Below are 19,566 nucleotides of genomic sequence, written 5' to 3'. Positions count from 1 at the left end.
CATTCGTCAGGAATGATACTGAATTATACACCATTCGACGCGTGGTTTCCGCACGGTTTGGCCAGTATGTGCCTGGTCTTTCCACTGCTTTGATTTTGCCAATTGTTTCAATAAGCGCAATAATAGGAGTATCGAAGTTTCGAAGGAGCTGACTTACTTGAGAGAAGAAATGGTGAAACGTTTTATTTCCTATGTGAAAGTAGACACGCAATCCAATGAGGAAAGCGAAACCTGCCCCTCCACGCCCGGGCAGCTGACGCTGGCCCGCCAGCTGGTGGACGAGCTGAAAGCGATCGGCATGGCCGAAGTGACGATGGACGACAACGGCTACGTCATGGCCACCCTGCCGGCCAACACGGACAAGGAAGTCCCGGTCATCGGTTTCCTCGCACATGTGGATACGGCAACTGATTTTACGGGAGCAGGCGTTAATCCGCAGATTATCGAGAATTACGACGGGAACGATATTGTCCTGAACCAAGAGCTGAATGTTGTTTTGTCCGCCAAGGATTTCCCGGAGCTGCCAAGCTATAAAGGCCACACGCTGATTACCACGGACGGCACTACGCTGCTCGGCGCGGACAATAAAGCCGGCGTGGCCGAAATCATGACGGCGATGGATTACCTGATCCAGCACCCGGAGATCAAACACGGCAAAATCCGCGTAGCCTTCACTCCGGACGAGGAAATCGGCCGCGGGCCGCACAAATTCGACGTAGCCGCTTTTGGCGCGAAATACGCCTACACAATGGATGGCGGCCCGCTCGGCGAGCTGGAATATGAAAGCTTTAACGCTGCCGGCGCCAAAATTACCATTAAAGGCACCAACGTACACCCGGGTACGGCGAAAAATAAAATGGTCAACTCCATCAAAATCGCCATGGAGCTCCAGCAAAAGCTTCCGGCTGAACAGGCTCCTGAGTTCACCGAAGGCTACGAAGGCTTCTATCACCTGCTGGGCATCACGGGCGATACGGAGCAGACGAAGGTCCAATACATCATCCGCGATTTTGACCGCCAGGAATTCGAGAACAAAAAAGCTTATTTGACCAAGGTTGTAGACGAGCTTAAAGCCAAATACGGCTCCGAGCGTATCACGCTTGACCTGCATGACCAGTATTACAACATGAAGGATAAAATCGAGCCTGTAAAAGGCATCGTCGACATCGCTTACCAGGCAATGGAGTCGCTGGGCATCAAGCCGATCGTCAAGCCGATCCGCGGCGGCACCGACGGCTCCCAGCTGTCCTATATGGGACTGCCTACCCCGAATGTGTTCACCGGCGGCGAGAACTACCACGGCAAATTTGAATACATTTCGGTAGACAATATGGAAAAAGCCGTTCAAGTCATGCTGGAAATCATCCAGCGTTTTGAACAAAATCCTGAGGTATAGAAGCTGCTCAAAAAGATACGAACAAAGGACACCCTCACGGGTGTCCTTTGTTTTGCTATGCTTGGATAAGTTTTATATTTCTTGGATGTGCTTGAGGATGTGCCTTCCCGTGACTTCGATTACCAGTTATTCCCGGATACCCGGTTGACGGTGAAGTTCGGGGATTTGTTTTCGCCGTAAATGGCTGCAATGCCCGGGTTGTTGACTTTGACATTGGTGAAGCTGGCTCCGCCTACCACCGGTCCCTGCCCGTCTTCGGCTTTGGCAACCAGCTTGATGCCGTACCGGGTCGGGTTATTGATCGTGATGTTCTCCAGACGGATATTCTGCATCGGCAGATTCTCCGGCGATTTGGATTGGAACATCAAACCGAAGTAAACCGGGTTGTTGATGTCGACGTTTTTCACCAGGATGTTCTTGAAGTCCCTGTCGCCGCCGTAGAGCCAAATGGCCCCGAAGTTCTGATAATCGTTGATCTTATCGTCGGCTCCAACACTGGTCCAGAAGTCGCCGCCGGTACGATCCAGCGTAACCCCGTCGATGACGGTGTCGATAGAGCCGAATCCCAGCGTGTTGTACCCGAAGCTGAGGCTGCTGACGGTGAGGCCCGGATAAGTGAGCGTATCCGCGCCGTACAGGTTCTGGAACAGGTTATCTTGGCCGCCGTAAACGGCAAAAGCTGCGGCGCGTCTTACGTTGGTGGCAGTCAGGTTGGTGTACTTGTTGCCTACGTTGTAGGAACCTCCCGCATCAATGGCGCTGAACAGGGCGAAAGAGTCATCGCCGGTAGCGCGGGCATAGTTGTTGTCGATGATGTTGTAGGACGAGCCGTTGGTCATGTTGATGCCGTCCGCAAACATATTCTTGATCCGGTTGTTCTTGAATGTATTGTGGGAGGAGTTCACGCCCCAATACAGACAGACGAAATGCTCGGCCCAGATATTCTCGATTGTCACGTTCTGCATGCCATTGCCGTCAATGAACTTGCCCGGTCCGTCCTGCCGGTAGATATAGTTGCCCCATGCGGACAAATCCCTGATCGTAGAGCCGTTCGCGGCGGAGCTTATATTAAACCCGACGTCCGTATTCGTCTGATCCTGCGGGGCCATCAGTTTGGTGTACCACGGGCCTGCGCCGATAATTTCAGTAGCACGGCCGTACAAGAAAATTTTGGACGAGATCGTCCATTCCCCGGCAGGAATAAAGATACCTTTCTTTGACGTGTCCTGGCGGAACTCGTTCAGCGCCTGCTCGATGGATTTGGAAGCCGAAACCTGAACATATTTGCTCGGATCCGGGTTGGAGGCAGGCGGGGCAACGTTCTCCGTCTCGATCATGTCCACATAAATCCATGGAACGTCCCCGGCGTCCTTTTGAATCTTGATTTTTGTGCCGGCCGGATACACCTGATCCAGCATCAGCTGTGAATCTTCGTACAGCCAGTAGGCCTTGGAGCCGGAGTTGTCATACCCCAGGCGTCCAAGCGTCGAAGGCGTTGCGTACAGGTAAGAGAACTTGGAGGTCACCTTAAAGTTGCCTTTATCCACCCCGTTAGCATAAATGCTTACCGTACCGGTGGTATTTTCGGCAACGGCATTACGCAGCACAAACGCATTAGCCGGCGAAGTCAGCGTAAATTCCACGTATTCACCGGTGGCATCGAGATAGACGGCTGAACGGCCGGAAGCTTCACCGGCAAAATCGCCCGGCGTAAAGTTTGGAGCCAGCTTCGTTCCGTTGGTATTGTTCGAGGAGGACTCCGCTTCCAGGATGGTGAACGGCATATTTGCGCCCCGGCCGGAATACAGGCTGGAGGTGCTGGTGTTATTCGCCTGTTTGACCGCAGCTTCGTTGGCATCCGGCGCAATTGTTGTCGTAACGGTGTAGCTGCCGTTAACCGCCGTCCAGGTTCCTATCGTTACGTTTGCTGACGCACCTGCAGCCAAACTTCCGTTATAAGTGCCGTTAAAGGTTTGCAAGGTGGCTCCTGCGGCGTTCTTCAACACTACTGTAATAGCGTGGGCGCCGCTTGCGGAGGCGATATTCCCTTGGTTTTTGAGATTCACGGTGAAGGTAACAGTATTTCCCGCGCTTGGATTGTCGGGCGTCCAGGACGTCGTCCCGATCAGGTCAGCACTTTGCACCTGGCCTACGACAAGCTGCGAAGGATTCGTATAGCTGTTGTTCGAATCATTCGTTTCAATGACAGTATTGCTCTCGTCGACCTTGGCAGTCACCGCATAGGAGCCGGCATCTTTCGCGCCGATATTCGCAGAGACATTGGCGGAAGCTCCAGGTGCAAGCGCACCGACGGAAGCCGTGCCGGCCAGAGTGGTCCCGAGATAGAAGTTTACATTCGTTGCGGCAGAGGAGGCGCTGCCGATATTCCGGACGACAGCGTTAAGCGTAATGGCGTTCGTTTCAATTGGTGAAGCCGGAGACCAGGAAGCGCCGGTTACCGTCAAGTCCGGGTTAGGGGCCGGTGTGCCAAAGATCTGGAATTCGGCAACTTGCCCGCCCGGTGCTCCCGAGTTGGCTGTGAACCGAAGCTGCAGGCTGCTTGCCGTTGCATTTACGGGAATCGTTACCGTATTTTGCGAAGCAGGATTAAACGTATAGGAGGCGGCGGAGACCAAATTGGTGAAGGCAGCCGAGTTTTGATCATGCCCAAGCACCTGAATCGTTTGTGTGCGCGTGGCCCATGCGCTGGCCGGATTCAGCTTGAGCACAACCGAGGTGATATTGGCGTTGGCGCCCAGATCTACCGTAAGTGTGCTTGGCTGACCACTGCCTTCCCAATAGGTATTCACATCGTTATCGTTGGCATTAGCCGCCACAAAAGTAAACGTGGAAGAAGAAGCCGAAATGGTTTTGCCGATTGCAAGGTTCGATCCGCTTTCCCCGCCTGAACCGTTCCGTGTCACGGAGTTGCTCGGCGCAGAAGCATTGCCTGCGGCATCCTTGGCGATTACATAATAGGTTACCGTCAAGCTGGCTGGCTGCGTATCGGAAAAAGTGACAGTCGAACCGTTTACACTGCCGCGAAGCTGATTGTTCGCGTAGATATCGTATCCGGTGACGCCTACATTATCGGTGGACGCATTCCAGGTGAGGCTGATTGTGCCTGGCGCGGGCTGCGTGAAGGCCAGGTTGGACGGAGCCGTAGGGGCCTGGTTATCCGCCGCGCTGCCAGGAGCAAAGTTGATCCAATTGATATTGAAATCAAATCCGCTGGCATAGACGCGAAGCGTTTGTGGTCCCGCGTTAAGCGTTACGTTAGCGGTAACGGTCTGCCAGTTCTGCCAGCCGCCGGTGTTTGGCACCGCGGTAGTGGCCAATGTCGTCCCGCCGGACTGGAGCTGAATTTCACCGCTGCCCGAATTGCTGGCTACCCGGTATTCTACGGTATAAGCGCCCGCGCTTTGCACGTTCACGCTATAGTCCATCCAGTCGCCGGCATTGATCCAGCCCACATTAAGGCCGCCGCCGGTATCGGACGTCGGTTCGGTTTGGATGCCGTTCATCGCGTTATAATTTTCCGCTTCGATCTTGCCCGGAATAACCGAAGGTGCAGACGGAGAAGAGGTGCCGTACACTTCCAGCTCGGCGATTTGCCCGGCCGGCCAGCCTGTATTGGCGATCACGAGAATCCGCACGTAACGGGCACTGGCTGCAGGGAAATCAATGGTTACAGTATTTCCGGTATTCGGGTCAAACGTATAACCCGCTGATGCCTTTAGATTCGAGAAGCTGGTTCCATTTGTGCTTCCTTGTACGGACAAGGTTTGCGTGCGGCTTTCCCATCCGGATGGCAGCTTCAGCACAACCTGGTCAACCGTTGCTGCGCTGCCGAGGTCCACCTGGGCCCATTGCGGAAAGGCATTATTGGAGCTTTCCCAATAAGTCCCTGCGTTCCCGTCCGTGATGTTGGACGCCGCATACACATCGGCATGCCCGGATTCCGAGACGGGTTTGCCCGCCGCTAAATTGGGTCCGCCCGCCGCATGTACGGGTTGAGTCCCTCCAAAGGAGGTGAAGAACGTTCCTGCGAGCATCGTTACGAGGCATATCCAAGCGAAGAAACGTCTCTGGCTTTTCACGAATGACATTCTCCCTTCATCAAGAAAGATTAGAATGAATACTTGACATCCCTGTTGTGATTACCTCTTGTTTCCAGACGTTTTGTTCCTTTCTGTCTCTTGTGTAAGCGATATCACAGAACCACGTACGCTTCCCTCCCCCCTTTTGGATGAATTAGTGCTGCATGGAGATCATAATTCGGAAACACTTCCATAAATAGGGGTGATTCTATGGGGAATATGTGCGGAATTACCCACTTTAGCCGATTACATTCCGATCCCAAAGGACACTGAATTCCCTAAAATATTCTTCTGTTGTAAGATAGGGGTGATACGCTCCAGTCCCCATAAGGATGAAGATGAGCAGAATGAGTTTCTTCAGGAATTAAAGGAGCGAATAGTCCATGAACACTTCCAAACCCGAACATGATTTCCTCCAGCATACTTTGATCGAAATTAAAGAAGTCCGCTCCAGCAACGATATACCGCCCTGGGCGGCTTCGTCCGAGCCGCTGGCTCATCATACAATTCTATACGTCTCCTCCCCGGGGCAGGCCTGTTTAACTGTGGACGGCGAGCAGTTCCCCCTCGAGGATGAAACTTTATATGTATTTGCTCCCGGCAGCAGGATTGCCCTGGCCTCCTATTCGGCGGCAGATCAGAAAGCAGAATATAATTGGACGGCCTTCGATCTTTACCGGCTGGCCGAAAGCTCGCTGTCTTACCGTTCCTATGAACGGGTGCTGGATTTCCCCGGTGTACGCCAGCATGCTATAGGCAAGAAACGCTTTAAAAGGCTGTTTAGTGCCATGAGGTCCGGCAAAGATATGCCCGCCGCCGGTCCGGCTGGACGGAGCCGCCTTCTGGCCCAGCAGCAGCTGTACAGCCTGCTTGATTTTCTGCTGTCTGCGGAGAATGAAGCCGAAGCGGACATGGAGGATACGCTGGCCAAACTGAAGTCCTCCATTCTCTTCATGCAGCAGCATTATGCCCAGGATATCCGGGTGGACAAGCTCGCCGAGCTGGTGCAGCTTCACCCGTCTTATTACACGCAGCTGTTCAAGCAGACGATGGAATTAACCCCGGTCGAATACCTGACCCGCCTGCGGATGAACAAGGCTAAAGAGCTGCTGCTGCAGACGGATAAATCCGTACGTGAAGTCGCTTACGAAATCGGATATGAGGACGAGTTCTATTTCAGCCGCAGATTCAAGAGGACGACCGGACTTGCACCGACCCTTTATTTGAAAAAGAAGGATTTCCGCATCGTGTCCCTCTCCGCTCCTTACACCGATCATTTGTATACGCTGGGGCTGAACCCGGTCGCTGCGCAAACCTATCCGGGACTCCCGATGGAGGCGCCGGAGCTCGATTTGCCGGAGCATGCTGCCGATCCGTGGGAGGTGCGCCGCAGGATTTTTAAGGAGCTGAAGCCGGACCTCATTTTGTGCAAAGACAATGTGCGCGCTCAAGCGATGGAGCATGTCAATGATCTTGCGCCCGTCATTTCCATCCCTTGGGCCACCCAGGACCTGTATACTCATTTGTCTGTCATTGCCGGGCTTACCGGACGCGAAGACGAGGCCAGTCAGTGGATCGAACGTCATGAGCAGAGGTCCGAGGAGCTTCGGAAGGCGCTGAAACGCCGCATCGGACAGGCTTCGGTTGCCATCTGCGTCGTTCGGACAACCGGACTCCGTATGTACGGCATGCGGAATATCGGCCATGTCTTCTACCGCTCGCTTCAGCTTACTCCGCCGGAGCGAATTGCCCGGCAGACGGAACCTTATCCGCCAGGGACCCATTTCAACTGGACTGCCCTGCCTGAGCACGAAATCGGCTTTTATGAAGCAGATTACCTGCTGATTGCTGTCTCAAACACCGAAGAACAAGCCCGCATGGAACGGCTGAACCGGGAACATGCTGCCTGGGCGGCCCATCCCGCCGTACGGGCAGGCCGGGTCCGCTTTATTTCCTGGCCGAAATGGAAGCCTTATGCCCCTTACGCCGTTACTTGGCAGCTGGAGCAGGCTTATCGACTGCTTGTTTCAGATGGAGTCGTAAACTGACTCTCAAAAGTGACTTCGGCAAAGTTAGTCGTGATATGAGAATCCTCAAAACGATAATTAAATGCCCGGATGTCCTGAGCCTTGGGATGGGCATTCAGGTCGATCCGGCTATAAATCGTAACGGGCTCCTCTCCCATCTTGGATTTGTCCATGCTTTCTACCTTGGATAATGTCATGTACGGGAGTTATGGGGCCATTATAATTATTCATTGATAATGATTATCAATCTTAACTGGAGAACATGCGATGTCCCGACCATTAAACCGTTCCAGTAAAAACTTAAGGCGCGCATTATGGCTGCCCGCGGCTGCCGCCGGGCTGCTGCTTGCTATTCTGCTTGCCGTGTCATATGGAGCCAAAAGCATTCCCCTTCCAGAGGTCTGGGCCGCCATCTTCCGCTTTGATGCCGATGATGAAGCGCATCAGATTATCCGGAACCTCCGCCTGCCAAGGGCCCTTGGTGCGGCTGTAACCGGCATGGCCTTTGGCGCCGCCGGAGCCTTGATGCAGGGAGTCACGCGGAATCCGCTTGCGGATACCGGCATTCTCGGCGTAAACGCCGGGGCCGCTTTCGTAGTAGCTTTGGCATTTGCTTTTCTGCCCAGCTTATCTTATTTCAGTCTGATCCTGCTGTCCTTCGCCGGGGCCGCTCTAGCCACCCTGTTCATCGTTATGCTGGGTTCGGCTACCCCGGGGGGATTGTCTTCCCTGAAGCTGACCATTGCCGGAGCTGTTGCGGCCGCTCTGCTTCATTCCTTCAGCACCGGGGTGGCTATCTATTACGGGCTCAGTCAGGATCTTGCTTTCTGGTATGCCGGCGGAGTAGCAGGCGTCAGGTGGTCTCACCTCAAGCTGCTGGCCCCTATTGTCATCGTCACCCTGGCGTGGTCCGTGTCGATGGGAAGATCTATTACTTTCCTTTCGCTTGGCGATGAATCGGCGGTTAACTTGGGCGTGCACGCCGGCCGAATCCGCGTTCTGGCTATGACGGCGGCCGTCCTGCTTGCAGGAAGCTCCGTTTCCGTAGCCGGAGCGGTCGGATTCGTCGGCCTGGTAGCCCCACATGTGGCCAGAAGGCTGGTCAGCGTTGACTATCGGCTGGTCATTCCTATGTCCGCATTGCTCGGCGGTACGCTGCTGGAACTGGCGGACATCGCCTCCAGAATGGTGAGCCCGCCGCGTGAATTCGCCATAGGCGCCATGGTGGCGCTCGTTGGGGTTCCGTTCTTCTTGTATTTAGCCCGTAAGGAAGGGAGGTCGCTTTGATGCTGCTTCCATCTAACGGGAATCGGGGAGCAAGGGCGAAACGGTTTGGCCTGCTTCTGCTGCTGGCCGTAATCGTGGTATTCGTTATCAGCGTAAATACAGGTACAATCCGGCTGTCTCCCCGGCAGCTCGGATTGACCCTGCTTGGCTATGGTTCACCGCAGGATCAACTGGTTCTGTTTACATACCGGCTTCCCCGGATTGTTGTTACCCTGCTGGCCGGCGCTGGTTTGGGCGTCGCAGGGGCCGTCCTTCAAGGGGTGTCCCGCAATGCGCTGGCCGATCCGGGCATTCTGGGGCTGCATGCGGGAGCAGCCTTCGGGCTGATGATCTTTGTGTCCTTCTTCCGGACACTGGAAGGGCCTTCCGCCCTGATCATTCCGCTCTTCACCTTTGCCGGGGGGCTGCTGATTGCGCTGATGGTTGTCGGGCTGGCTTATGACCGGCACAAAGGGCTTGTCCCGATCCGCCTGATTCTGGTCGGCATCGCCATAGAGGCCGGTTTCAGCGCCGTGACCTTGTTTCTGGGTCTTCGGCTCGACCCTGACACTTACGCTTTCGCCGCCTCCTGGCTGGCCGGGAGCGTCTGGGGACGGGACTGGATCAATGTGCTGGCGCTGCTGCCATGGATTGCCCTGCTCCTCCCTTATGTCTATGCAAGGTCAAAAATGCTGGACGTATTCACTTTAGGAGACGACACGGCCGTCAGCATCGGCGGCAAGGTGACGCAGAACCGGCTGATTCTGCTCGCCGCTGCCGTGGCCCTGTCCTGCGCCAGCGTATCGATGGCCGGCGGCATAGGCTTCATCGGGCTGCTGGCGCCGCATATCGCCCGGAGACTGGCCGGGCCGATGCACCGCCATTCGCTGCCCTTGTCGGCATTGACCGGCATGCTGATCCTGCTGGCCGCCGATACGGTAGGCCGGTCGATCTTTGCCCCCAATGCCGTTCCGGCGGGCGTGGTGGTTGCCGTTATAGGGGCGCCTTTGTTTTTTACACTTCTGATGAGAAGCAAATGATAAATGACGAATGTTAATGACGAAGAATGAATGAAAAATTATGGATTGAATGCTGGAGGGAATTTGAGTGCTTAAATTAAAAAGGCTTACCCCGTTGTTGATTCTAACCCTGGTTATGGTGCTGTCCGCTTGCGGCAGCAACGCTTCTAACGGATCAAACGCTTCTAGTACAAATACAGGCAGCAGTACCGCCGCGGCGAATACCGCTTCGTCCGATGCTTCCAACGCTTCCGGCAGCTCGTCCACGTCTTCCAAAGCAGACGAAATTCTGCAGAGCCATCCGGATGCAAGAATCGCTTCGATTTCGATCCACATCACCAACGATCTGCTGGCGATCGGCTTGACGCCTGTCGGCTCTGTTATCGGGGGCGATGTGAAGGATTTTCTCCCGCATGTGAAGGACCTGCTGCAGGGAGCCGCCAAATACGGCACGGTCAGCGACCCGGACATGGAAGCGATTCTCGCCTCCAAGCCTGACGTGATTTTCCTGGATGAGAATTATTCCGGCCAAGACATTTCCAAATTTGAAAAGATCGCGCCGACTCTCACCGTCAACACAGCCGAAGGAACCTGGCAGGAGCAGCTGACCGAAATCGCCAAACATGCCGGCCGCGAGCAGCAGGCTGCCGACTTCATCCAGCAGTATGCCGACAAAGCGGAGAAAGTCAGCGGACTGATCCATGCCAAACTTGGCCCGGATGCCAAAGTCATGGCCATTCGTTCCACTGCGAAGGAACTTCGCGTGATGGGTGTCGGCCACCCGATGGGCCCGATCATGTTCGAAGAGTTAAAGCTGAACCCGGCCAACGGTGTAGAGAAAATCAACAAAGCCTACGAGACGATCTCGCAGGAAGTACTTCCGGATTTTGACGCCGATGCGATCTTCGTGATTATCAGCGTCGGCAGCACAGCCAAAGCTAACTTTGACGCGCTGGAGTCCAACCCGCTCTGGAAAAATCTCAAAGCCGTCAAAAACAACAACGTCTATGTCCTCGACGGCCAGAAATGGCTGGATTACTCGGCTATGGGACAGGATATGGCGCTGGACGACGCCGAAAAGCTGTTCGGCAATTAATGTGCAGCAAGCGGAACCCGACTTCGGTTCGAGAAACCTTTTTTAAGCAACCTGCCTAAAAAGGGACTTGATCCGAGGTACGGGTTCTTCCCTTTTTCCGAAAAAAACAAGGCGATCGGATAACTTCCAGAAAATTTTAGAGGATTTCATTATTTTACATTTTAATTGCTGTAATTACATAAGAACTATGCTAATATACGTTTGTTTATAAGTAGATCGAAGTGTTGTCAGATCAAAGTGTCGTCGCTCATGATTTAAGGGAATAGATTCAACTAAATTTAGGTTTCTGGAAGGTGACAACTTGGAAAGCACGACCTTGGAAGAAAATTCGTCAACCGCCGGTAAGAAACAATTTCATATGTTCCATTTAACATGGCCTATCTTTCTGGAATTGTTTCTGTTTATGCTGATGGGCAGCGTGGATACGTTTATGATCAGCTCGGTTTCTGATAATGCAGTCGCAGGTGTTGGCGCTGCCAACCAGATCATTTCGATCGCGATCCTCGTGCTGGAGGTTATCGGCAACGGGGCAGCCATCGTGGTGGCCCAATATCTCGGTTCAAAAAAATTAAGCGAAGCCGCCAGAGTCACCGGCAATGCCGTTACGATCAACCTGGCTGTCGGTCTCGTGCTCAGCGCAGTCTTCCTGCTTTCCGGCAAAATGATGCTGCAGCTGCTGAACGTCCACGGCCCCATTCTGGATTATGCCGTATCCTATATTCAGATCGTAGGCGGCGGTATTTTCCTGCAGGCGCTGATCAATGCGCTGGCCGCTACGATTCGTACGCATGGGTTCACAAAGCAGACGATGATTGTTTCGCTGCTGATGAATGTGATTCACGTAGCAGGCAATTATGTCCTGATTTACGGGCACTTGGGTTTCTCCGCCATGGGCGTTCAGGGCGCGGCGATTTCGACCGTGTTCAGCCGCCTGGTCTGCCTGATTATTTTCTTCTGGCTGATGTACAGGGTCATGGAGGTTCGCGTCCGGTTCAACTATTATTTGAAACTGTCGAAGCAGTATATTTCGAAAATTCTCAAAATCGGCATTCCTTCCGCTTTTGAGAGCATCGTCTATCAAATCTGTCAGCTGATCTTCACCCTATACGTCACTTATCTCGGCGCGGAAGCGATGGCTACACGTCAATATGCCGTTAATATCTCTTCTTATATCTATCTGTTCAGCATGGCCATCGGGATGGGAACAGCGATTGTGGTAGGCCATTATGTAGGCTCCAGACGCCAGCAGGATGCGTACACCCGGGTCTTCCAGAGCGTCAAGTGGGCGCTTGCCGCGACCGTGGTCGTCGATTTGATCATCATCGCGTTCCGCATTCCCCTGTTCCATCTGTTCACCGATGATCTGGCGATTGTCAGACTGGGCTCTCAGGTGCTGCTGCTCAGCCTGATTCTTGAAACGGGACGTACGGTCAACATCGTCATCATCAACTCCCTGCGGGCTGCCGGCGACGCCAAGTTCCCGGTCTACATGGGCCTGCTCTCTATGGTCTGCATGTCGCTGCCGCTCGGTTATCTGCTGGTCTTCCAGCTGCATCTGGGACTGGCGGGCATTTGGCTCGCGATTGCGGCGGACGAATGGACGCGCGCCGTCATTATGTATTTCCGCTGGCGCAGCCGGGCGTGGGAGCGCTATTCGCTGGTCGATCATGAACCGTCTAACGAACCGGTTCAGCAGCCTGCTCCGGCAATGGGTTAAGTCCGCGTTTCACAGGATCCGTATTCACCCTAAACAGGACTTATTCTTAAACTAAATAGGACTCGTCTTGCTCATTTAAAGATGTTAAGATGTTAAAATGTTAAAAGCCTGCCTCGGTTGAGAGGCAGGCTTTATCTTTTTTCCTCAAATCTCCGCAGGAAATATCCCGTTTCGCTCCACCCGGTTGCGCCCCTTTCGTTTGGCTTCATACAGCGCTTGATCGCTCAGTTTATACAGTTCCAAAACAGCAAATTGTTTGGTGGCCGTAACCGTTACGATCCCCATGCTGACCGTGTAAGGAATAAAAGGTTCGGAAGTGCCCTCCGCAGCAAGGAGAGATCTCAGCCATTCGGCCAAAGCATCCGATTCCTGAACGTTCAGGCCGGGAAGCAGGATGGCAAACTCATCGCCCCCATATCTGCCCAGTATTCCCCGGTCCTCCAATAAGCGCTTCGCCGCTCCCGTCATGTCCCGAAGAACACGATCTCCCACTTCATGGCCGTAAGTGTCATTAATCCTCTTGTAATGGTCGATATCAAACAAAATAAAAGAGACCGGCAGCCGGCTTTCAGCCAGCTCTTCAATGCATTGCTCGGCTCTCTCTATAAAGGTTCTGCGATTCAGCGCACCGGTCAAGTCGTCATAACTCGCCAGCTGCAGAAGCCTCTCGTCCGCCTGCTCTTTGGAAAGCAGAATAAACCCGATATTGCCGACCAGCATCATGAAGAAAATAGAGAAATACGAAGCAAGCTGGTACAAATTAGCTTCCGAATACAAGCTCATTTGGTCGACCATTTTGACCGCAAGCACGGCCCGGACCAGCAGTGTTATGCAGAGGATGCCATACATAACACTTAAAGTCTTCTTTAGCGCCGAAGCCTGCTTGTCCCCGGCCAGCCGGTAAACCGGATAGGCCATAAACAACGAAAGCATAAGGGATGAGAAACAAATCCTGAGCCACTCTGTGTTATAAACGAAAAAGATCAGGAGATAGCCAAACAGACTGACTCCCATTAACAGGATCATATATCGCTTGACGCGCAGGTCCATTCCGCCTATCACCTTCAACACCGCGCTCAATTCAAGTCCTGCAGCTATAAACAGGATCAGATTGGGCAAGGCAATGCCGAGTATACCCGGCAGGGTAAAGCGAAACACCGATAATCCCCATACGGCCGCTTGAAGCCATTTGGACATGCTGAACAGATAAATCGCCGAGTCTTGAGCGAAATGTCTCCGGTAGGCGGAAATCAGAATCATCGTGCATAAATGACCAAGGACAACAAGCGTAAAGACCGTTTTCATATCCAAAGCGATATTCATTTAACAGCTTCCCTATCTTATGAATAGTTAAAGTAATTTTAGATTAATTGTAGTTATACCTCCCTAAACATATCATACCTATCCAGCCGATTGGGGAAAAATATCTCTATACACCTTGAAGGAACATATGTTTCCATATAGGATATAGAAAGGGCTTAGGGATGCGGTTTGCCGCAGGCCCCGACCAGACTTTTATAATGATTCTGGGCATTGACTCATTGCCGGGAACAGGATACATTTACCATTGCGAAAGGAGTGTTCTTATTATGTCCGGGGAACTGACAGCAGGAGAAACGGCACGAAGGCCCAAATTGGGAAAATACCGTACGATCTTAGGCAGATACGTACTGCCTCAGCGTAAATTAATGATCGGACTTACTGTTTTATTATTGACTTCCATTGCCCTGCAGCTCGTGAATCCGCAGATTATCCGTTATTTCATTGATAATGCCCAAGGTACGGGCAGCCTAAGGCCGCTGTACGTTGCAGCTTTCTTATTTATCGGCTTCTCGCTGATCCAGCAGATCGTTTCGGTCTGCGCCGCTTATTTCAGTGAGAATCTGGGCTGGAGAACCACCAACAAGCTGCGCGCCGATCTGGCGGAGCATTGCTTGTCTCTCGACATGTCCTTCCATAAAACCCAAACCTCCGGTTCCCTGATCGAAAGGGTCGACGGAGATGTGAACTCGCTGGCTAACTTCTTCTCGAGTTTCATTATACATATGGCAGGCAACGCCATGCTGATGCTCGGCATTCTGATTCTGCTGTTCCGGGAAAATCTTTGGGTCGGCGTTGTTATGACCGCCTTTGTGATCGGTGCGATCTTCCTGATCCAGTGGATCCGGAAATTCGCCGTACCGGTCTGGACAAAGTGGCAGGCGCTGAACGCCGAATTCTACGGCTTTATCGGCGAGCACCTGGAAGGCACCGAGGATACGCGCGCCAACGGCGCAGCCGGTTATGTCCTGGGGCGTTATTATGACCTGACGCGCCGGATGCTGCCTGTTCGTGTCCGTGCTTTCTTCGGTTTCTTCCTCATGTGGGGAACGACCATCTTTGTATTTGCGTTCGGCAACGCCGCAGCGTTTATCGTCTGCGCGGTGCTCTGGAAGCAGGGCGAGCTTTCGATCGGCGGCATTTATCTGGTCTTCTATTATACGGAGCTGCTCGCCAAACCGATTGAACAGATTCGGACCCAGCTTGAGGATTTGCAGAAAGCCGACGCCAGTCTCGTTCGGGTGCAGAGCCTGCTGGCAACGGAACCTGCGATTATGGACGGGCCGGGAGCCCCTTTGCCTAAAGGTCCTCTCTCCCTGAATATCCGCAATCTCAGCTTTGCTTACGAGCCGGAGGAAACACCAACCCTGCAACAGCTGAATGTGAAGCTGGAGCCGGGGCAAACGCTGGGGCTCCTCGGGCGCACGGGAAGCGGCAAAACAACGCTCGCCCGGATGCTACTGCGCTTCTATGACCCGCAGCAAGGCGCGATTGAGCTTGGCGGCACCGACATCCGTGCGTGCAAGCTGCATGAGCTGCGCAGCTCAGTGGCGATGGTGACGCAGAATATTGAAATCATGGAAGGAACGGTACGCGACAATCTGACGTTGTTCGATGACCGGATTAGTGATGACCGAATCCTGGCGGTCCTTGAAGAAGTCGGTCTCGGAGACTGGTTTAAAGGAATGCCGGAGGGGCTCGATTCGCAGCTTGCTTCCGGCGGCGGCAGCCTGTCTGCCGGGGAAGCCCAGCTGCTGGCCTTTGCCCGGGTATTTCTGACCGACCCGGGGCTCGTTATTCTGGACGAAGCATCCTCCCGGCTTGATCCGCTTACGGAAAGCCGGATCGAGGCGGCCATTACCAAGCTTCTCGAACAGAGAACCTGTATCATTATTGCGCACAGGCTGTCTACTGTGCAGCGGGCTGACCGGATCCTGATTCTCGAGGACGGCCGGATGCTGGAGGAGGGCTCCCGCAAGGAGCTGGCGGAAGATCCAAATTCCCGCTTCAGCCGGATGCTGGCTGTCGGACTTGAGGAGGTGCTCGCGTGAAGCCTCGGCATTTTTTCATTAGATTGCTTTCACTGCACCCGGTTCTCTACTTGGCCAATCTGGTGGCCTGGACGCTGATTCACATGTCACTGCTGATTCCTGGCCTGATCACCAAGAAATATTTTGACCAGCTTGAGAGCCACACCCAGCTGGGCTATGGCGTATGGGCGCTGGCGTCCCTGCTCATCGGCGCTGCTTTAGCCCGGATAGCCATTATTGCCCTCGGCTTCCTGACGGATGTCCACTTCCGGTTCAGGACGAGTATGCTGCTTCGCCGCAATATGCTGGCCCATGTGCTGAATGAACCGGGGGCAAGGGCAATTCCTTGTTCACCGGGTGAAGCAATCAGCAACTTCCGGGACGACATCGACCAGACGGAGGAAGCGATCAGCTGGTCGGTGGACTCCCTTGGACTGGTCGGCTTCGCGATTGTGGCCGGATATATCCTGATCTCCATCGATGCGCAGATGACGTTATTTGTGTTTGTGCCGCTGGTGTTGGTCGTAGCGGCCGCCCAGATCGCCACAGCGCGCATACAGAAGTATCGTGCGGCAAGCCGCGAAGCCACGGCAAGAGTCACCAGCTCGATCAGTGAAATGTTCTCCAACGTGCAGGCCATTCAGGTTGCCGGAGCGGAATCGCGAGTTGTACGGCGGTTTGTAGAGCTGAGCGACCGCCGCCGCCAAACGATGGTGAAGGATAAGCTGATCACCGAAGCCTTGTCTTCGGTATTCACCAACTCCGTAAACCTGGGCACCGGCGTCATTCTCGTGCTGGCCGGCTACAAGATGCGCAGCGGCACTTTCAGTGTCGGCGATTTATCGTTGTTTGTGTATTATCTGACGTTCGTAACGCAGCTGATCTCCAATCTGGGGAACTTCATGACGTTCTATAAACAGATGACCGTCAGCTTTAAACGCTTGGTAACCATGATCCAGGGAGCGCCTGCTTCCCTGCTGACTGCTGCGGCTTATATCGGGGTTGGCAAGCCGGGCCGAAACTGGGGCGAACGCCGAAGCGGCCAAAATAAAGCCGGGAAGACGGGTAAGAAGGCAAGCCGCACCGTCTTGGATGCGGAGACAGAAAAAACGGCGAGACAAACCGACTTGGATAAGGGGGCAGGCAAGACGACAAGACGCTCCGGCTGGGATGCGGGGTCTTCCGCTGCGGAGGCGTCCGCCTCGGCGGCCTATTCCCCGGCGGCGGACGGCTTGATAACGGCTGCCTCAGCCCTTGACACGTCCGGCCTTCAAGCGGGTCCGCTCCAAAAGCTGGAGGCCCGCGGGTTGAGTTATAAGTATCCCGAGACCGGCCGGGGGATTCAAGGCATTAATCTGGAGCTGGAGCGGGGCTCATTTACGGTCATCACCGGAATGATCGGTTCCGGCAAAACAACGCTGCTCCGCACCCTGCTCGGCCTGCTGCCGGCAAGCAGCGGGGAGATCCGCTGGAACGGCCGGCGAGTAGAGAAGCCGGCAGACTTCTTTGTGCCGCCGCAGAGTGCCTACACGGCGCAAATCCCGCGGCTGTACAGCGACAAGCTGCGCGATAACATCCTGCTCGGCCTGCCTCCCGAGCAGAGCAGCCTGGCCGGCGCGCTGCATGCCGCCGTCCTCGAGGAAGACGTCGCCCGGCTGGAGCACGGGCTCGACACCATGGTCGGACCGCGCGGCGTCAAGCTGTCCGGCGGTCAGGCTCAGCGTACCGCGGCCGCGCGCATGCTTGTCCGCGACGCTGAGCTGTACGTCTTCGACGACCTGTCCAGTGCGCTGGACGTCGAGACGGAGCGCAAGCTTTGGGAGCGGCTGTTCCGCGAGCGCGGCGAGGCCACCTGCCTCGTCGTCTCGCACCGCAAAGCCGCGCTGGCTCACGCCGACCGAATCATCGTGCTGAAGAACGGCACGATCGAAGCCTCGGGCACGGCGGAGCAGCTGCTGGCGACCAGCGACAGCTTCCGCCAGCTGTGGTACGGCGAAGAAGCCGGCGGAGATACCGCCGACTGAGACTAACCCGTCGCCACACAGAACGGGAAGACACGGGACTGGGCAGGTCGGAACCAGGAGCGAATCTATGAGTGAGTTGCTCTGATCAAATCAGCCAGGCCGTCTCAAAAGGGCCCATTCGAATTCAGATGAGCCCCGAAATCAGAACGAAAAAAACCTCCAAAACCACTGTATTAGTGGAGTTGGAGGTTTTAATTTTGTTAAAAAGCCGAGCCGCCGCCCGCAATTATTCGCTAACAGCGAGCGCAGGCTCTGCGGATTGCTTGTCAGCTTCCTTCTCCGGACATTCATTCCAGACTACGGCTTCACCGTAGTGTTTGCCCCATTCGTACATCGACTTGAGCACCGGCATAAGGCTGATGCCGTATTCGGTCATGGAGTATTCCACGCGAGGCGGCACCTCCGGATACACCCTGCGGCTGATCAGTTTGTCTTCCTCCAGCTCACGAAGCTGGTTGGTCAGCATTTTTTGCGTAATGTTAGGGATCAGCTTCTTCAGTTCACCGAACCGTTTGGTGCCTTCAAGACCAAGATGCCATAATATGATCAATTTCCACTTCCCGCCTATAACGGCAAGCGTCAGTTCTTTCTCGCAGTTGATTTCCTTGAGATTGATCCGTTCTTTCAGCTCATTCGCCAAATTCGACACCTCCTGTTCTTAGTATATCATTTTCAGTTAGTTTCAATCCAGCACCTAGCATACGAAAGGAAACTAATGCGCCAATACTGGGATTCAGTGAATAACAAAAGCGCTTCTACCTGCCTTAAAAACCGCCATTAGTCACCTGGAGGTGCCTACCTGACGGCAAAGTGCCTACTTTCGAAAAAGATTCTGATCGATAATAATAACCCTATCCGGCCGCATGCAGGTTTTATACTTTGGGAACGATAACGGCGGCTAGGATCTACTCATGAATTAAAGGAGCGAATGTATAAAATGGAACTTCAATTGGCACTCGATTTAGTGGATATTACAGGCGCGAAGGAAGTTGTAGCCGAGGTAGCGGAATATATCGATATCGTGGAAATCGGGACTCCCGTTATTATTAATGAAGGTCTGCACGCCGTTAAGGCGGTTAAAGAAGCTTTCCCTAACTTGACGGTTCTGGCTGACCTTAAGGTAATGGATGCAGGCGGATACGAGGTTATGAAAGCGGCCGAAGCCGGAGCGGGCATCGTTACGATCCTCGGCGTATCCGACGATTTGACCATCAGCGGCGCAGTAGCGGAAGCGAAAAAACAAGGCGCACGTATTCTCGTAGACATGATCAATGTGAAAAACCTGGCCGAACGCGCCAAAGAAGTAGACGCACTTGGCGTCGACTACATCTGTGTACATTCCGGTTATGACCACCAGGCTGCAGGCATGAACTCGTTTGAAGACCTGCGCACAATCAAAAGCGTGGTTAAACAAGCCAAAACAGCTATCGCCGGCGGCATCAAGCTGGATACCATTGCTGAGGTCGTCAGCGCTGGACCGGATCTGGTGATCGTGGGCGGCGGCATCACCGGCGCGGATGACCGTAAAGCAGCTGCAGCGGAAATTCAAAAGCTCGTGAAGCAGGCGTAAC

The 19,566-nt window shown here is 54.0% G+C and carries 13 protein-coding genes; 9 read left to right on the top strand and 4 right to left on the bottom strand.

What is annotated here, in order from left to right:
- Positions 1–169: 169 nt before the first annotated feature.
- A complete protein-coding gene (gene pepT, locus CBE73_RS15510; RefSeq protein WP_373286356.1) occupies positions 170–1,396 on the top strand; it encodes a peptidase T in 1,227 nt (408 codons plus the stop codon).
- A 119-nt stretch (positions 1,397–1,515) separates the two neighbouring features.
- Here pepT and CBE73_RS15505 read toward each other — a convergent pair whose 3' ends face one another.
- On the bottom strand, positions 1,516–5,505 hold the full coding sequence (locus CBE73_RS15505) for a carbohydrate-binding protein (RefSeq protein ID WP_094094982.1): 3,990 nt from the start codon (positions 5,503–5,505) through the stop codon (positions 1,516–1,518).
- Between the two features lie 374 nt (positions 5,506–5,879).
- Between CBE73_RS15505 and CBE73_RS15500 the strand changes: the two genes are divergently transcribed.
- Entirely contained in the window at positions 5,880–7,544 is a 1,665-nt protein-coding gene (locus tag CBE73_RS15500; RefSeq protein ID WP_094094981.1) for an AraC family transcriptional regulator, read from the top strand.
- Here the strand turns inward: CBE73_RS15500 and CBE73_RS21975 are convergent.
- Positions 7,508–7,720, bottom strand: coding sequence for a hypothetical protein (locus CBE73_RS21975; RefSeq protein ID WP_174704747.1), 213 nt, complete (start codon positions 7,718–7,720; stop codon positions 7,508–7,510). The two genes, CBE73_RS15500 and CBE73_RS21975, sit on opposite strands and share 37 nt — an antisense overlap.
- Positions 7,721–7,790: 70 nt before the next feature.
- On the opposite strand from CBE73_RS21975, the gene CBE73_RS15495 reads away from it, so the two are divergent.
- The 4 genes from CBE73_RS15495 (at position 7,791) to CBE73_RS15480 (ending at position 12,621) form a co-directional block, all read left to right on the top strand.
- On the top strand, positions 7,791–8,810 hold the full coding sequence (locus tag CBE73_RS15495; RefSeq protein ID WP_094094980.1) for a FecCD family ABC transporter permease: 1,020 nt from the start codon (positions 7,791–7,793) through the stop codon (positions 8,808–8,810).
- On the top strand, positions 8,810–9,829 hold the full coding sequence (locus CBE73_RS15490) for a FecCD family ABC transporter permease (protein WP_094094979.1): 1,020 nt from the start codon (positions 8,810–8,812) through the stop codon (positions 9,827–9,829). Before CBE73_RS15495 ends, CBE73_RS15490 begins: the two co-directional genes overlap by 1 nt.
- 115 nt (positions 9,830–9,944) lie before the next feature.
- A complete protein-coding gene (locus CBE73_RS15485; RefSeq protein WP_094096344.1) occupies positions 9,945–10,904 on the top strand; it encodes an ABC transporter substrate-binding protein in 960 nt (319 codons plus the stop codon).
- 301 nt (positions 10,905–11,205) lie between these two features.
- Positions 11,206–12,621: an MATE family efflux transporter gene (locus tag CBE73_RS15480; RefSeq protein WP_373286355.1), complete on the top strand. Its 1,416-nt coding sequence runs from the start codon at positions 11,206–11,208 to the stop codon at positions 12,619–12,621.
- 144 nt (positions 12,622–12,765) lie between these two features.
- Here the strand turns inward: CBE73_RS15480 and CBE73_RS15475 are convergent, their stop codons facing one another.
- On the bottom strand, positions 12,766–13,944 hold the full coding sequence (locus CBE73_RS15475; RefSeq protein ID WP_094094978.1) for a GGDEF domain-containing protein: 1,179 nt from the start codon (positions 13,942–13,944) through the stop codon (positions 12,766–12,768).
- Between the two features lie 266 nt (positions 13,945–14,210).
- Here CBE73_RS15475 and CBE73_RS15470 point away from each other — a divergent pair, with 266 nt between their 5' ends.
- Positions 14,211–15,992 carry an ABC transporter ATP-binding protein gene (locus CBE73_RS15470; RefSeq protein ID WP_094094977.1) on the top strand — a complete coding sequence of 594 codons (1,782 nt, stop codon included), beginning with the start codon at positions 14,211–14,213 and terminating at the stop codon, positions 15,990–15,992.
- Complete coding sequence (locus CBE73_RS15465; protein WP_229752597.1) at positions 15,989–17,995, top strand: ATP-binding cassette domain-containing protein; 2,007 nt, start codon at positions 15,989–15,991, stop codon at positions 17,993–17,995. Before CBE73_RS15470 ends, CBE73_RS15465 begins: the two co-directional genes overlap by 4 nt.
- Before the next feature lie 226 nt (positions 17,996–18,221).
- Here CBE73_RS15465 and CBE73_RS15460 read toward each other — a convergent pair whose 3' ends face one another.
- The gene (locus CBE73_RS15460) at positions 18,222–18,635 is read right to left on the bottom strand and encodes a winged helix-turn-helix transcriptional regulator (protein WP_094094976.1); all 414 of its coding nucleotides are present in this window, start codon (positions 18,633–18,635) and stop codon (positions 18,222–18,224) included.
- A gap of 297 nt (positions 18,636–18,932) precedes the next feature.
- Between CBE73_RS15460 and hxlA the strand changes: the two genes are divergently transcribed.
- Positions 18,933–19,565, top strand: coding sequence for a 3-hexulose-6-phosphate synthase (hxlA, locus tag CBE73_RS15455; RefSeq protein WP_094094975.1), 633 nt, complete (start codon positions 18,933–18,935; stop codon positions 19,563–19,565).
- The last annotated feature ends 1 nt before the right edge of the window (position 19,566 follow it).

This window comes from Paenibacillus physcomitrellae (assembly GCF_002240225.1).
In the GTDB taxonomy this organism is placed as follows: Bacteria; Bacillota; Bacilli; order Paenibacillales; family Paenibacillaceae; genus Fontibacillus; species Fontibacillus physcomitrellae.
Note: the sequence above shows the minus strand (reverse complement) of the source record. Positions and strands in the feature narration are given on the sequence as shown.

Coding starts and splice junctions, on each gene's coding strand:
- CBE73_RS15505 (WP_094094982.1), bottom strand. CDS start 5,505: ATGTCATTCGTGAAAAGCCAGAGACGTTTCTTCGCTTGGATATGCCTC.
- CBE73_RS21975 (WP_174704747.1), bottom strand. CDS start 7,720: ATGACATTATCCAAGGTAGAAAGCATGGACAAATCCAAGATGGGAGAG.
- CBE73_RS15495 (WP_094094980.1), top strand. CDS start 7,791: ATGTCCCGACCATTAAACCGTTCCAGTAAAAACTTAAGGCGCGCATTA.
- pepT (WP_373286356.1), top strand. CDS start 170: ATGGTGAAACGTTTTATTTCCTATGTGAAAGTAGACACGCAATCCAAT.
- hxlA (WP_094094975.1), top strand. CDS start 18,933: ATGGAACTTCAATTGGCACTCGATTTAGTGGATATTACAGGCGCGAAG.
- CBE73_RS15485 (WP_094096344.1), top strand. CDS start 9,945: ATGGTGCTGTCCGCTTGCGGCAGCAACGCTTCTAACGGATCAAACGCT.
- CBE73_RS15500 (WP_094094981.1), top strand. CDS start 5,880: ATGAACACTTCCAAACCCGAACATGATTTCCTCCAGCATACTTTGATC.
- CBE73_RS15470 (WP_094094977.1), top strand. CDS start 14,211: ATGTCCGGGGAACTGACAGCAGGAGAAACGGCACGAAGGCCCAAATTG.
- CBE73_RS15490 (WP_094094979.1), top strand. CDS start 8,810: ATGCTGCTTCCATCTAACGGGAATCGGGGAGCAAGGGCGAAACGGTTT.
- CBE73_RS15475 (WP_094094978.1), bottom strand. CDS start 13,944: ATGAATATCGCTTTGGATATGAAAACGGTCTTTACGCTTGTTGTCCTT.